At 54.2% G+C, this 15,031-nt stretch carries 14 protein-coding genes; 6 read left to right on the top strand and 8 right to left on the bottom strand.

All coding sequences use genetic code 11. The features are described 5' to 3' along the window. Window positions 1-30: 30 nt before the first annotated feature. From aroB to M6D89_RS15600, 7 genes are all read right to left on the bottom strand, one after another. The gene (aroB, locus tag M6D89_RS15630; RefSeq protein WP_253969031.1) at window positions 31-1,119 is read right to left on the bottom strand and encodes a 3-dehydroquinate synthase; all 1,089 of its coding nucleotides are present in this window, start codon (window positions 1,117-1,119) and stop codon (window positions 31-33) included. A gap of 65 nt (window positions 1,120-1,184) precedes the next feature. Then, window positions 1,185-1,697: a shikimate kinase gene (locus M6D89_RS15625; protein ID WP_253969030.1), complete on the bottom strand. Its 513-nt coding sequence runs from the start codon at window positions 1,695-1,697 to the stop codon at window positions 1,185-1,187. Window positions 1,698-1,700: 3 nt separating this feature from the next. Next, window positions 1,701-3,803, bottom strand: coding sequence for a type IV pilus secretin PilQ (pilQ, locus tag M6D89_RS15620; RefSeq protein ID WP_253969029.1), 2,103 nt, complete (start codon window positions 3,801-3,803; stop codon window positions 1,701-1,703). A 36-nt stretch (window positions 3,804-3,839) separates the two neighbouring features. Then, complete coding sequence (locus M6D89_RS15615; protein ID WP_253969028.1) at window positions 3,840-4,367, bottom strand: pilus assembly protein PilP; 528 nt, start codon at window positions 4,365-4,367, stop codon at window positions 3,840-3,842. Beyond that, window positions 4,357-4,971: a type IV pilus inner membrane component PilO gene (locus M6D89_RS15610; RefSeq protein ID WP_253969027.1), complete on the bottom strand. Its 615-nt coding sequence runs from the start codon at window positions 4,969-4,971 to the stop codon at window positions 4,357-4,359. Before M6D89_RS15610 ends, M6D89_RS15615 begins: the two co-directional genes overlap by 11 nt. Before the next feature lie 2 nt (window positions 4,972-4,973). Continuing rightward, window positions 4,974-5,555, bottom strand: a complete 582-nt coding sequence (locus M6D89_RS15605) for a PilN domain-containing protein (RefSeq protein WP_253969026.1) — start codon at window positions 5,553-5,555, stop codon at window positions 4,974-4,976. Beyond that, window positions 5,555-6,625: a pilus assembly protein PilM gene (locus M6D89_RS15600; RefSeq protein WP_253969025.1), complete on the bottom strand. Its 1,071-nt coding sequence runs from the start codon at window positions 6,623-6,625 to the stop codon at window positions 5,555-5,557. The genes M6D89_RS15605 and M6D89_RS15600 overlap by 1 nt, the downstream gene beginning before the upstream one ends. Before the next feature lie 155 nt (window positions 6,626-6,780). On the opposite strand from M6D89_RS15600, the gene M6D89_RS15595 reads away from it, so the two are divergent. Beyond that, complete coding sequence (locus M6D89_RS15595; protein ID WP_253969024.1) at window positions 6,781-9,225, top strand: penicillin-binding protein 1A; 2,445 nt, start codon at window positions 6,781-6,783, stop codon at window positions 9,223-9,225. Window positions 9,226-9,320: 95 nt separating this feature from the next. Here M6D89_RS15595 and rpmE read toward each other — a convergent pair whose 3' ends face one another. Further along, complete coding sequence (gene rpmE, locus M6D89_RS15590; RefSeq protein WP_253969023.1) at window positions 9,321-9,539, bottom strand: 50S ribosomal protein L31; 219 nt, start codon at window positions 9,537-9,539, stop codon at window positions 9,321-9,323. A 212-nt stretch (window positions 9,540-9,751) separates the two neighbouring features. Between rpmE and M6D89_RS15585 the strand changes: the two genes are divergently transcribed. From M6D89_RS15585 to M6D89_RS15565, 5 genes are all read left to right on the top strand, one after another. After that, window positions 9,752-11,956, top strand: coding sequence for a primosomal protein N' (locus tag M6D89_RS15585; RefSeq protein ID WP_253969022.1), 2,205 nt, complete (start codon window positions 9,752-9,754; stop codon window positions 11,954-11,956). A 64-nt stretch (window positions 11,957-12,020) separates the two neighbouring features. Then, window positions 12,021-12,611, top strand: a complete 591-nt coding sequence (locus M6D89_RS15580) for an SPOR domain-containing protein (protein ID WP_253969021.1) — start codon at window positions 12,021-12,023, stop codon at window positions 12,609-12,611. Window positions 12,612-12,735: 124 nt separating this feature from the next. Next, complete coding sequence (gene hslV, locus M6D89_RS15575; RefSeq protein ID WP_253969020.1) at window positions 12,736-13,275, top strand: ATP-dependent protease subunit HslV; 540 nt, start codon at window positions 12,736-12,738, stop codon at window positions 13,273-13,275. 14 nt (window positions 13,276-13,289) lie between these two features. Further along, on the top strand, window positions 13,290-14,606 hold the full coding sequence (hslU, locus tag M6D89_RS15570; protein WP_253969019.1) for an ATP-dependent protease ATPase subunit HslU: 1,317 nt from the start codon (window positions 13,290-13,292) through the stop codon (window positions 14,604-14,606). 17 nt (window positions 14,607-14,623) lie between these two features. After that, complete coding sequence (locus M6D89_RS15565) at window positions 14,624-14,998, top strand: gamma-butyrobetaine hydroxylase family protein (protein WP_253969018.1); 375 nt, start codon at window positions 14,624-14,626, stop codon at window positions 14,996-14,998. Window positions 14,999-15,031 lie beyond the last annotated feature (33 nt).

Below are 15,031 nucleotides of genomic sequence, written 5' to 3'. Positions count from 1 at the left end.
TGCTGCATCCACCTGTTGGTTGCTTAAGCATTAGCCATTGCGGGCGTGATCTAGGGTTTGCTCTAATAATGAATGAGCAAAGTCCGCGGTCACATAAGCCTGCCCCAACGCTTCCATTAAAACCAGCCGCAGGCCACCATCCAATGCCTTTTTATCCACCGCCATCAATGCTAGGAACTGGTCATTACTCATATCTTTAGGGCTGCGTGTGGGCAGCTCTGCAGCCTTTAGCAAACGCTCGGCCCGCTCGTAAACCGTGCGTTCGACCTTCCCCATACGGCAGGATAAGTCGATCGCCATCAACATCCCGGTCGCCACCGCCTCACCGTGCAACCAGTTACCATACCCTTGGGCCGTTTCAATGGCATGGCCAAAAGTATGCCCCAAATTCAGGATCGCCCGAATACCACCTTCGCGCTCATCGGCGGCCACAACTCGAGCTTTATCTTCACATGAGCGCACTACACTGTATATTTGCGCCCGGGCATCCCCACTCATAACGGCGGCGATATTATCCTCCAGCCACTCAAAAAACTCTGCGTCGCAGATCAAACCATATTTGATTACTTCGGCGACCCCCGCAGCAAGCTCGCGAACCGGCAGACTTCTAAGTACGGAGACATCGGCAATCACAGCTTGGGGCTGATAGAAGGCGCCTATCATATTTTTGCCCAAGGCATGGTTTACGCCGGTCTTACCGCCAACGGAGGAATCAACCATGGACAATAAGGTGGTGGGGACTTGAATAAAGTTAACACCGCGCTGGTACGAGGCGGCTGCAAACCCTGTCATATCCCCCACAACGCCACCACCGAGGGCAACGAGTGTCGCCTGGCGATTAAATCGGGAACCCAAGAGCTTGTCGAAAATCAGATTGAGTGTGTCTAAGTTTTTATGGGCTTCGCCATCGGGTAGAACCACAGTCTCTAAGGTGAAGCCGGCATCAATGAGCAAGTCGCTTAAAGGTTGCAAATATAAGGGCGCAATCGTCTCATTGGTTACGATGCAAACCTGTTTGCCTTTGATGTGGGGAATAAAACATTGGGCGTCAGTAAGCAACTGCTCGCCAATGTAAATCGGGTAACTGCGCTCACCCAAATCAACTTGAAGGGTCTTCATATCAATTGCACCGTAATAAAAACACTCGCGCAGTTTATCACAGTCATTTGGGCGCTTGAGGTGCCCTAGGGCCCTAATGCAGCAACAATCTCCTGTACCACAGCCTTGGGATTAAACCGATCGGTATTAACCTCGACATTCGCGACCGATCGGTACAGGGGGGCGCGCTCGGTCAGAATATCAATGATTTTTTGACGTGGATCATCCACTTGCAAAAGCGGCCGCTTGCGATCACGCGAGGTGCGCTCAACCAACTGATCGACTGACGCACTAAGGAAACAAACAAACCCCGAGTCTCGCATAAGCTTGCAGTTCTTCTCGCGAGTGACCATTCCGCCACCGGTGGCGATAACGGCAACCTCGCCTTCACAAAGCTCCTGCAACACGGCGGATTCACGATCACGAAAGCCGTGCTCGCCTTCCATATCAAAAATCCAGGGGATATCGGCTCCGGTTCGGGCCTCAATTAATCGATCTGTGTCAACGAAAGGGAGGTTCAATTCGGCCGCCAGCAGACGGCCTATAGTGGACTTGCCGACCCCCATGGGGCCGACAAGAAAGACATGCTGGTTACTCATTCGTTATTCTGTCAACTCGTCAGCCATAATGCGCGGTGTAATAAACACCAGCAATTCACTTTTCTCACTGCTGACGGTATCGCGACGGAACAGGCGACCCAAGTAGGGAATATCCCCCAGGAAAGGCACCTTATCCACCCCGGTCAACTGCTGCATTTCGAAGATCCCGCCCAAAACAATGGTCTGACCATCGCTGACCAAAACTTTCGTATTAACACGGGTGATATCGATAATGGGCACCGCAAACTCTTGGTTAAACTCGGCCAATAAGTCCTTCTTAATAGCCAAGTCCATAATAATATTGTTATCTGGAGTGATCTGCGGCGTCACGTCCAGCTCCAGCACCACCTCTTTAAACGATGCTGCGGTAGCACCACTGGCGGAGGCCTCTTGGTAGGGAATTTCACTACCGGTAGAGATGGTAGCTTGCTGCTTGTCCCCGGTAATAACCTTGGGCTGAGAAACAATTTCAGCGTAGCCATTGTACTCCATCGCCGACAACTCTAAATCTAGATAGGTGTTGTCGGTCAACAGACCAAAAGCAATACTGCCCACAGGGTTTTGAATGCCCATATCAACCATCATGTTCTCATTGAGATCCATGCTGCCGCCGCCATAGATAAAGTCAAACGGGCTACCCGGACTGGAATCAAGGGCCGCGGTAGAACCGCCCACCTCAAACATGGCATCATCGCCCAGGCTGGCACCGACACCGCCCCAGCGTACACCCAGCTCTTCACGGAAGTCTTTGTTGGCAATTACCAGACGAGCTTCGATCATCACCTGCTTGATCGGCACATCGATTTCTTGCAGCAAGCGTTTGAATTCGGTCACTCGGTCGGCCGTATCGGTAACAATAATCGAATTGGTGCGAGTATCGACAACCGCATGACCGCGATCGGACAACAGCGAATAGCTTCCACCCTGCGAGTCGCCACGGCTGGCACTTTCACCACCCATAGCAATATTGAAGACCTCTTCAGCGCTGGCGTAGCTGATACGGATATATTCGGTACGCAGCGGCGCAAGCTCTTCAAGCTGACGCTTGGTCGATAGTTCCTGGCGCTCGCGCTCGGCAATTTCAGCGGCAGGCGCCACCATTAAAACATTGCCCACCTGACGCTTATCCAGACCTTTGGTTTTCAAGACCATATCCAGAGCCTGATCCCAGGGCACATTGTCCAGGCGCAGGGTAATACGGCCTTGAACAGTGTCAGACGCCACTAGGTTGAGCTCGGTAAAATCGGCGATAATTTGCAATACCGCACGAACTTCAATGTCCTGAAAGTTAAACGACAGACGCGAACCCGTGTATTCAAATTCGCGCTCTTTCTGCGCTTTTTCCGCCTCGGTTAACGGCTTAACGCTAATAACATAGGTATTGTCGGTTTGATAGGCTAAGTAATCGTAGTTACCCTTGGCCGTCACATCCAATACGGCATCGCCATTGTCGTTTTCGGCGGAAATAATGCTAACCGGAGTCGCAAAATCAATGACATCCAGACGACGGCGCAGCTCGGAGGGCAGGTGTGTGTTTCTGAAACGCACTTGCAAGCCTTCGGCCGTGTCGCGCATGTTGGCGCCAATGCTGGTGTTGGACAAATCCACAATAATGCGACCTTCGCCACTCTCGCCACGACGAAAATCCACCGCCGTCACAGCGCGCCCGTCGGAGCTCGACTGAGTACTCACCGCTTTGGCGGTGGCACTAACTTGTTTACTGCCCGCGGCACCGGGATCAGTTGAACCAACCTCTATCACATAAGCGTTACCATCCACCGACGCTTTATAAGTCGCTAAATGTTCTAAGTTTAAGATAAGACGGGTTCGATCGCCCGAGGTCAACACCATGGCGCTTTTGCCATTATCAAAAGCGAGAGGATAGCGCTTTTCATCTAACTCGCTAACCACATCAGGGAAATCGAGCACAATACGCGCGGGCGACTCAATAGTGTAACCCTGAGGCTCAGGAGGCGCATCGTCAAACGATAGGCGCACCTCGAAGCTTTGATTTGGCAACTCGGCAAACCTGATGTCCTCAATGTTTGACGCCGCCACTGCAGAGGACCACAGGGAAACCAACAACACTACGAGTGTCTTTTTCATTTTCCACCCCATAAAGAACAAAGCACGCATGACCGCCTATTCCTTTTCTTGTAATTTGATAATACGAGGACGTTCTACCCAGCCGTCATCGCCATCGGAAACAATTTCCATCACCTCAATCTGGGTCGGTGACACTGATATCACTCTACCGTGATTGCGTCCCATGTAGTTACCGATGGTAACCGGCTCAACACTTCGCTGGCTGCCGGGCCCGGTATCAATCAGAGCCCATTGAGTATTAGCCTGGTTCACCGTACCCACCATGATCATGTTGGTGATACTGAAGTTTTCCAAGTACTCTTTGGGCCGAGTTAAATCCGGCTCTACTGACTTACCACCTTTTACACTGGCCAACTCCTCAATGGGACGCTCGAACGGACTGCGCAACGTCGATGCCGCGTAACTAAACGGAGGCAGAGGACTGAATACCGGTAAAGGCTCAATTTGCTTGGCGGGTCGGCGCTTAGTCTCTTCAATATAGTCGCGCAGATCAGTTAAATCACCTTGAGCCCCACAGCCACTCAACACTACTGCGGCCAACAGAAGCAGGGGTTTATTCTTCATTTTCCCCACCTCCCTGATAGTGATAGGTTTTCGCTTGAATTTCCATTAACAAGTCGCCACCTTCTTTCGCCTGATTAATGGAAAAGTTGTGTAAGGTTACAATGCGCGGCATTCCGGCAACGCCACTCACAAAGCCACCAAAGTCGTGGTAGCCACCTCTGACACTAATATTAATAGGTAACTCGACATAGTATTCAGCGTCGCGCTGAGGCTGCAGCTCTAGACTCAAATCGCCCAAGCCACTTTCCACTGAGCGCGCGTCGATATCCTCAAGCAGTCCTGGCACTTCGGTATCTGAAGGCAAACGTGCCAGCAACGACTCAAACGACTGCTGCATTTCTTCCATTTGCGCCCGATAAGCCGCCAAGTTAGCCGCCTGAGCACTGCGCGTTTCGAAGGTTTTGCGCAAGCTGCGCTCCTCGGCCTGCTCACGCACCAAACTCTCATTGATAGCTTTGATCTTGAAGTAGTAGGTCCCGGCCAGTACGGCTGCGACAATAAACAAGCACACCAGAATCTTGGTAGGTAAAGGCCATACCCCGAGCTTGTTGGGGTCTTCGTAATCAAAATCTTTGATCTGGGCGATGGTATCTTTAAAAGCCATTATTATTGCGCCTCCTGCTCGTCAGCATCCGGGCCCGCACCCTTGGCCACCACGGTTTTAACCGTCATAGCAAAAGCATTGGCCTGTCCGCCCGCTTCCGGGGCCACCTCTACCGATGACAGGTTAGGCTCGCTGTACCAGGGGGACGCATCCAGGTTCCGCATAAAGCTTGAAACCCGGTTATTAGACTCGGCCATTCCCTGCATGCTCATCAGCTCGCCCTCGCGCTCGAGCGACGTCAGATAAACACCATCGGGAATCGCACGCACTAAATCATCAAAGTGATGCACAATAACCGAGCGAGTGCCCTCAAGATTGCGGATCAACTCCATCAATTCTAAAAGCTCTTCGCGCTTTTGCTGCAACTGCTTAATTTCGGCGACTTTCTTGTCCAGTTCGGCAATTTCCCGCTCGAGCATCTGATTGCGCTCACGCTGGTGATCGACCCGGCCATTAGCCTGCGAAATCCACATAAAGGCAACAGCGCCGGCCAGCGCCAGCACGATAAGCATGATGGCAATAAATTGCTTTTTCTTGTTCTCACGGTAGGTGACCCGCCAGGGTAGAAGGTTAATATTCGCCATCAGTCAAAGCTCCTCCTCATTGCCAGGCCTGTCGCCACCATTAAAGAGGGGGCATCATTTGCCAGGGCTGCGGCGTTCACTCGCGAAGCAACGGACATATTGGCAAACGGGTTTGCGATCAGCGTCTGAGTGCCCAACTTCTCCTCAATCAGTTCAACCAACCCCTCCATGGAGGCAACCCCACCTGCCAACACAATGTAATCAACATCATTGTATTCACTGGCGGAAAAGAAAAACTGCAATGAGCGCGTCACCTGCTGAATGACAGCTTCTTTGAATGGCTCCAGAACTTCGGACTGGTAATCATCGGGCAGGCCGCCCTGCTTTTTCGCCAATCCCGCCTCTTCCATTGATAGGCCATAGCGACGCTGGATTTCTTCGGTAAGCTGACGACCACCAAAAAGCTGCTCGCGGGTATAGATTGTGCGACCGTCGACCAGCACACTCAAAGTGGTCATGGTAGCGCCGATATCGAGCACCGCCACGACTTGATTGTCCTGATCTTCAAGCTGCTCCAGTACCAACTCAAAGGAGCGCTCCATTGCGTAGGCCTCAACATCGACGATCTTTTCTTCAAGACCGGCCAATTGCAAAGTCTCTACTCGCGAATCGACATTTTCGGTGCGACAGGCGGCAAGCAGAACTTCAACCATCTCGGGATCATTGGGCGATTCACCCAACACCTCGAAATCGATGGAAACTTCGTCAGTATCGAAAGGAATATATTGATCGGCCTCAAGATAGATGCGATTTTCCATATCGTCATCGCTGAGACCCGCTGGCTGTTCAATCGCCTTGGTGATAACCGCCGAGCCCGCCACCGCGACGGCCGCCTGGCGCAATTTCGACTTGGACTGTTTAACCAAGGTGCGCAGGACCTCGGCCACGGCCGCTGGGTCGTTTATGTTTTTTTCCACCACAGCGTTGGGAGGCAGTGCGCGCACCGCGTAGGTTTCCACCCGAAAGCGGTCCCCGTGACGACTCAACTCCAGCAGCTTGACCGAAGTAGAGCTTATGTCGACCCCCAGCACCGGCTTGGTCTTTTTATCCAAGAATCCGAAAATGCCCATTTTTCTATCTATATCCGTAACTTAGCCGTCGTTTATGTTATAGCACTTTAAGTTAAGCCTGCAACAAATACGTACGTATGTAAACCGATAAAAACCCCGTATAATGCCGAGCTCACACGGTAAATGTTGCTAACTCTCTAATTCCAATACAAAAAATGCTTAAATTCTACTCTGCTCTAAAAGCGCTTTTATGGTTATTCGTTGCGGGCTGCGGCGTGACAGCCATCACATTTGCCGGTCTTTACCTGTACCTGGACCCCAAGTTACCCGACGTACAGACTTTGCGCGAGGTAAAGCTGCAGACCCCTCTGCGCATTTACTCCAGCGACCAGAAGCTGATTGGCGAATTTGGCGAGCAACGTCGATCACCGATTAGCTATAACCAGATTCCACCTTTATACACTAAAGCTCTATTATCGGCAGAAGATGCTCAATTCTACGACCATAACGGCGTCTCTATTAAAGGACTTTTGCGAGCGGCTTCACAATTATTGCAAACAGGTCAAATTCAATCCGGCGGCAGCACCATCACCATGCAGGTCGCCCGAAACTTCTTTTTAACTTTTAAGCAGACCTTCGCCCGTAAATTCAACGAAATCCTGCTCGCGCTTCAGATAGAGAAAGAATTAAGCAAAGCAGAGATTCTCGAGCTGTACAACAATAAAATTTACTTTGGCAATCGCGCCTATGGCATCCAGGCTGCCGCCCATGTCTATTATGGCAAAGACATTGGTGACCTGAGCCTAGCCCAGTGGGCAATGATTGCCGGCCTCCCCAAGGCGCCCTCGGCGTACAACCCGCTCGCCAATCCGGAGCGAGCTCTGATCCGTCGCAACTGGATTCTCAGTCGCATGCTCGAACTGGGCCACATCGATGAAGCGACCTGGCGCCATGCCAGCAATGAACCCATCAGCGCCAGCTACCACGGTTTAACCCCCGAGCTGTATGCCCCGTATGTCGCCGAAATGGCGCGCCAAGAGGCCATAGACCGCTTTGGCACAGCCGCCTATACCGACGGCTACAATATTTACACCACGGTCAATGCCGAATTGCAGGAAACCGCTCAAGCGGAAGTCCGCAACGGCATTCTCACTTACGACCAGCGGCACGGTTTTCGCGGCCCCGAGAGTCGCCTAAACACAGACGCTCGCGAACAATGGCCCGAGCTTTTGCAAGACATCCCCACATACGGCGAGCTGGTTCCCGCTGTGGTGGGTGCATTGGACGAGCAATCCATCGAGATTATGCTAGCCGACGGCAGCACCCAGACCCTTGGCTGGGAGCAGGGCCTGGGAGACGCGCGCCCCTACCTCAACGAAAACTACCGCGGCAAAAAGCCCACCAGTGCCGCTGACTTGGTAGCCGAGGGAGACGTAATTCGGATAAAAAGAGGCCCCGAAGGCCAATGGGAGCTGAGCCAACTCCCTGAAGCAGAAGCCTCTTTGATTTCGCTCAACCCCCAAAATGGGGCTATCATTTCTATGGTGGGCGGGTTTGATTTTAACCAAAGCCACTTCAACCGGGTGCTCCAGGCCGCCCGCCAGCCGGGCTCCTCGTTTAAGCCCTTTATTTACACCACGGCTTTAGAGAACGGCTACACCCCTGCCACCATCATTAACGACGCACCCATTGTGATTGAAGACGCCAGCCTGGAAGGCACCTGGCGCCCCGAAAACGACGGTGGCACCTTTTTGGGCCCCATGCGTATGCGCACCGCTCTCTACCGCTCGCGCAACTTGGTATCCATTCGCATTCTGCGCAGCCTGGGCATGGACACCGCCCATCAAAGCCTGGCCCGCTTTGGCTTTAACGCCGCCGAGCTCCCCCGCGACCTCTCTCTGGCCTTGGGCAGCTACGAGGTAACCCCTCTAAGGCTCGCCGAGGCCTACGCCACCTTTGCCAATGGTGGCTTTAAGGTCAACGCCTATTTGATTGATCGCATTGAAACGGTCGACGGTGAGATTTCATTTCAAGCCAACCCGGCAACGGCCTGCACCGGCTCCTGCCCGGAGCAAAGCGCATCACAAAAAAAGGAAGCCGCCACCTTGGAGGAACTATTGGCAGACGACACTCAAGACACAACAAAGGATGCGCCCGAAGCGATAAACCGAGCCGAGCGCATTCTAGATGCCGATACCGCTTATATCGCGGACTCCATGCTGAGGGATGTTATCGCCCGAGGCACCGGGCGCCGGGCCCGCGTATTAGAGCGCGACGATATTGCCGGTAAAACCGGTACCACCAACGGTCCCCGCGATGCCTGGTTCGCGGGCTACAACCCCGATGTCGTCACGGTGACCTGGCTGGGCTTTGATAAAAATACGCCCCTGGGCAACAACGAGTACGGCGGCTCGGCCGCACTGCCCATCTGGATCAACTATATGCGCGCAGCCCTTGCGGATAAACCAGAACAACCCAGCAAAAGACCCGACGGCATCGTAACCGTGCGTATCGACCCCGAAACAGGCAAGCGCGCAGGGCCCAATGATCCAGATGCAATATTTGAAATCTTCCGCCAAAGCGAAATCCCGCCTCTGGAAGAGGGAAGCCAATCAGGCGAAGGCAAGAGCGGGCAGATGCTCCCCGAAGAGTTGTTCTAGCCCCCTCAACTGACAAAGCCTGTAAACGCCAGACATAAAAAAACCCGCCGCAGCGGGTTTTTTTATGTTGGTGGATAACCACCCGACACAAGCACTTACTTTTTGCCACCAATACGGCTGGCGAAGCGCTTGTTGAAACGATCGATACGACCACCAGTGTCTACCACTTTCTGCTTACCGGTGAAGAAAGGATGGCACTCTGAACATACGTCGATGTGAAAATCTTCACCCAGGGTAGAGCGAGTTTCGATTTTGTTACCGCAGCTACAGGTTGCCGTAACATTGGTGTACTTAGGATGGATATCAGCTTGCATGAGTATTACCTATGTTGTGTATACCGCCACCTGAACACAAGGTCCACGCCTCTTTGCCGGGCACGGCATAACGGGGTTATCGCAATATTTGGGGCGGCGATACTACCATAAATCCACCCTAAAGCAAGCAAAACGAGCATTTTTTAAGCACCTGTGTAGGCAGGCTTTCCAGGCATGTGATTTGGCCGTAAATACAGTAGTATTTGCCCCCAATGAGCAAACACACGCGAATACAAGTCGCCCTACCCGTCCCCCTGCGCGAAACCTTTGATTATCTGCTGGGCGACGAGATATCTCAGCCACCGCCCACAGGTGCGCGAGTCCGTGTGCCCTTTGCCGGGCGCGAACTTATCGGCGTGGTTCTGGGGCACAGTGACGATGGCAACCTTGAGCCCGGCAAGCTTAAGTCACTGCAGGCCGTTCTCGACCGCAGCCCGGTAATCCCATCCGAGCTCATTAGCCTCATTCGCTGGAGCGCCAATTACTATCAATGTCCGCTGGGTGAAGCCCTGCAGGCAGCCCTGCCCACCCTATTGCGCCAGGGAGACATGCCAACTTACAAAGCCGACTCCTCTATCTTGCCCTGGCAGCTAACCCCCGAAGGACAGGGCCTACCCGATACAGCTCTGCCCCGCGCGCCGCGCCAAGCCGAGCTCTTGAAGTATCTACGAGATTACGGCCCACAGACCTGGCCCCACCTCAAAGAGGTGGGGTTCAACCGCGACGCGCTTAAAAAGCTGCACCAGCGCGGCCTTATCGAACAGAGCCAAAGTCCAAAGCAGGCGCCCTCTCGCGAGCAAGCTCTCGCTCTTAATCCAGAACAACAAGTCGCTCTGGATGCAATAACGCTGGACCAGTTTCAAACTTATCTGCTGGAGGGCACTACCGGCAGCGGCAAAACCGAGATTTACCTGCAAGCGATCTCACGCTTGTTTACCCGTGATAGCCGCGCCCAGGCGCTTATATTGGTGCCGGAGATCGGCCTTGCCCCCCAAACTATCCAGCGCTTTCAACGCCGTTTTGGCAGCGCCAAGGTGGTGGCATTGCATTCTGGGCTGAGCGATCGCGAGCGACTCAACGCCTGGGTGAGGGCGTGCGACGCCAGCGCACAGATTATTATTGGCACCCGCTCGGCGATTTTTACCCCCCTGCCCCATGCCGGGTTGATTATTGTCGATGAAGAGCACGACGCCTCTTTTAAACAGCAAGAGGGCTTTCGCTATTGCGCCCGCGACCTAGCTTGCCTACGGGGCAAAACGCTGAATATTCCGGTCATACTGGGCAGCGCCACGCCTGCCTTGGAGACGCTGCACAATGCCCTGCGCGACCGATTTACCCATTTACAGCTAACTCGCCGAGCCAGCAACCACCCACCGCCTCGCATTCAGCTGGTCGATAGCAGCGACATCAGCGCCCAGCAGGGGCTAAGCGAGCAGAGCCTATCTGCCATCAATCACCACCTAAAAGCGGGTAATCAGGTGCTGGTGTTTCTCAATCGGCGCGGTTACGCCCCGACCCTGCAGTGCCACGATTGCGGCAACCAAATTCTCTGTCGCCACTGCGACGCCCGCCTGACCCTGCATCACCAACCGCGGCACTTGCACTGCCACCACTGCGACTGGCAGCAACCGGTGCTGTCTCACTGCCCCATCTGCAACAGTCACAGACTGGTGGCACTCGGCCAGGGGACCGAGCGCAGCGAGGAGTTCCTAACCCAGTACTTTCCCGACACCGATATTATTCGCATCGACCGGGACTCCACTCGGACCAAAAACGCACTATCCGATAAACTGGAACGGGTTCACCAGGGTGCCCCCTGTATTTTGGTAGGCACCCAAATGATTGCCAAGGGCCACCACTTTCGCAACCTCACCCTGGCGGTCATACTCGATGTGGACAGCGGTTTGTTGAGTGCCGACTTTCGCGGCCCCGAGCGCATGGGCCAACTCATTACGCAGGTAGCCGGGCGCGCCGGGCGAGAGCAAAAGCCGGGCGAGGTCATCCTGCAAAGCCGCAATCAAAATCACCCGCTACTGCAACTGCTGGTAAGCGGGGACTACCAGGCATTTTCCCGCGCTCTGCTTACCGAGCGGGAAGTCACCCGGATGCCACCTTTTTCGCACCTCGCCCTGATTCGCGCCGACGCCCCGGTAGCCGATACCGCCGCCCAATTTTTACAGGTGGTGCGCCACTTTGCCGACGCTTACACGGCCAACTTGGGCGCCGAGCTACTGGGACCGATGCCGGCGTTAATGGAAAAACGCGGCAACCGGTATCGCTTTTTAATGCAAGTAAAATCCGACTCACGCGCGGCCATTAACCAACTGTGTCAGCTTTTAGTTGAGTATATCGGCACATTGAAAACCCACCGCGCCCTCCGCTGGTCTATTGATGTCGACCCACAAGAAATGAATTGATACACCGGTCGACAGGCCCTAAGACAACCCCTTAGAATATCGGCTTTTAACCTGAGCGCCCCGCATGACCCGAGACTACGCCAAGAAAAAACGCCCAGCCGCGAAAAAAGCGGCACCCAAAAGCCAGGTCCCCTGGTGGGTATGGCTGTTTATTGGTTCGGTGGGCGGCGCATTTGTCATGTTTCTAATTTATTTGGCAGGGGTTGCCCCTACAAATCAATCTAAGACGTCCTCCCAACAAGCGTCGCACGCACCTACCACTGCGAAACCGCAACCGGAACCCGAGCCCGAAAAAAAGCAGGAGCTGCCCAAGCCGCGCTTTGACTTTTACACCCTGCTGGAAGAAAGCGAGGAGATTGTTCCCGCCACCGAGCCGAAAGAAACCACCGAGCAAAAAACCCGCGAGCCCGCCATGGAATATCTGCTGCAAGTGGGCTCTTTTCGCCGCGCCCAAGACGCCGAAAGCTTGCGCGCGCAGCTGATTCTGCTCAACCTGGATGCCCGCACCGAAGAGGTAACCATTCGCGGTAACGAACGCTGGCACAGAGTGGTCATCGGCCCCTTCGATAACCAATCGCGCCTGGCAAAAACCAGATCTACGCTGGTGTCCAACCGCTACAACGCCCTGGTTTTAAAGCGCAGCCCCGAAGGATAAAACTGCCGATCAGCATCCCGCGGCTTGAAATCCAGGCCGCCGCCCCCAATTCGACTCTATCCGCCGCAAACGCGGCCCGGCTGTGAAACCGGCCACTCACTGACCAAACCGTTAAGGAACTATCGTGGAACAGTACCGAGGTACCACCATACTGTCCGTGCGCCGCGGCAATACCGTTGTTATTGGCGGCGACGGCCAGGTATCACTGGGCAACACCATAATGAAAGGCAATGCCCGCAAAGTCAGACGCCTGTACAAAGACCAAGTGTTAGCAGGCTTTGCCGGCGGCACCGCCGATGCGTTCACTCTGTTTGAACGCTTTGAAGCAAAACTGGAAGCCTACGGCGGGCAACTGACCCGCGCCGCTGTCGAGCTGGCCAAAGACTGGCGTACCGAACGCTCTCTGCGTCGCCTAGAAGCACTGCTGGCGGTTGCCGATAAAGAGGCGTCGCTAATCATCACCGGTAACGGCGATGTCATTCAGCCCGAAGACGATTTGATTGCGATCGGTTCGGGCGGCGCTTTCGCCCAGTCTGCCGCACGCGCGCTGCTCGATAACAGCGACCTGGACGCTCAATCCATTGTCGAAAAAGGCCTGTCCATCGCCGGCGACATCTGCATTTACACCAACCACAACCAGACTATCGAATCACTGGATTACTGATTGCGAGCCCCTTTATGTCCAGCATGACTCCGCGAGAAATCGTACACGAACTCGACCGTTTTATTGTCGGCCAGCACGAAGCCAAACGCGCCGTAGCGATTGCCCTGCGCAACCGTTGGCGTCGCCAACAGGTGGATACCGACCTGCGCGGCGAAATCACCCCCAAGAATATTTTAATGATTGGCCCCACGGGTGTAGGTAAAACCGAAATTGCCCGCCGTCTGGCCAAGCTGGCCAAGGCGCCCTTCATTAAAATCGAAGCCACCAAGTTCACCGAGGTGGGCTACGTAGGCCGCGATGTCGAATCCATTATTCGCGACCTGGTGGAAAGCGCGATTAAAATGCAGCGCGAAGAGGCCATGAAGCGCGTTCAGGTGCGCGCCGCCGAAGCAGCGGAAGAACGTGTTTTGGACGCATTATTGCCCAAGGCGCGCGGTGAATCCGACACTGAAAGCGGCGCCAACACCCGCCAGATTTTCCGTAAAAAACTGCGCGAGGGCGACCTTGACGATAAAGAGATTGAGGTGGATGTATCGGCCCCTGCCGCCGGGGTAGAAATTATGGCGCCCCCTGGCATGGAAGAAATGACCAGCCAACTGCAGAACATGTTTTCTTCCATGTCCAACGGCAAAACCCAAACCAGCAAACTAACCGTCAAGCAGGCCCTGAAAGTCCTACAGGAAGAAGAGGCGGCCAAGCTGGTTAATCACGATGATATTAAGACCCAGGCGGTGGAATCGGTAGAGCAAACCGGCATTGTCTTTTTGGATGAAATCGACAAGGTTGCCAAGCGCGGCGAAAGCGGCGGCACCGATGTTTCCCGCGAAGGTGTGCAACGCGACCTACTGCCATTGATTGAAGGCTGCACCGTAAGCACTAAACACGGCATGGTTAAAACCGACCATATTCTGTTTATTTCTTCGGGCGCGTTTCACCTGTCGAAGCCATCGGATTTGATTCCCGAGCTGCAGGGCCGTCTACCCATTCGGGTCGAGCTGAACGCACTGACCCCAGATGATTTTGAGCGCATCCTAACCGAGCCCTCGGCATCGCTGACCGAGCAACATCACGCCCTGCTTAAAACCGAAGGCGTCGATATCGAATTTACCAAAGACGGCATTCGCCGCATTGCCGAAACGGCGTTCGATGTCAATGAGCGCACCGAGAATATCGGTGCCCGACGTCTGCATACACTGCTTGAGCGCCTGCTGGAAGACATCTCCTTTGATGCGGGCAGTGCCGACACAAACTTTGTGATTGATGCAGCCTATGTCGACAAGCACCTGGGCGAGCTGGCGCAAAACGAAGATTTAAGTCGTTACATTTTATAAAGACTGCCATTAGTCCTATGCAAGCACCCAGCAAAATCAAGCTGCATCGCGATACCGCCGAACTGGAAATCCAGTTCGGCATTGAACACTACCGTTTGAGCGCGGAATTTTTGCGGGTACACTCGTCCAGCGCCGAGGTTAAGGGCCACGGCCCCGATCAGGCTAAGCTGCAGTTTGGCAAACGCGACGTCAGCATTAAAACCGTAGAGCCCGTAGGCAACTATGGTATTCGCTTGATTTTCAGTGATGGCCACGACTCGGGCATCTATACCTGGAAAGCGCTGAGAGAGCTGGGCGAACACAGAGATCAATTATGGCGAGAGTACCTGCAAGCGCTTGAGCTGGCTGGCGTTAGTCGCGACCCTCACACCAGCGCGGTAAGGCTGACCTAAGCCAGGCTCTCGGCTCGGCTTCGCAATCATTGC

Source organism: Gilvimarinus xylanilyticus (assembly GCF_024195295.1).
In the GTDB taxonomy this organism is placed as follows: Bacteria; Pseudomonadota; Gammaproteobacteria; order Pseudomonadales; family Cellvibrionaceae; genus Gilvimarinus; species Gilvimarinus xylanilyticus.
The sequence above is the reverse complement of the archived record's forward strand: the minus strand, read 5'-3'. Positions and strand labels throughout refer to the sequence as shown.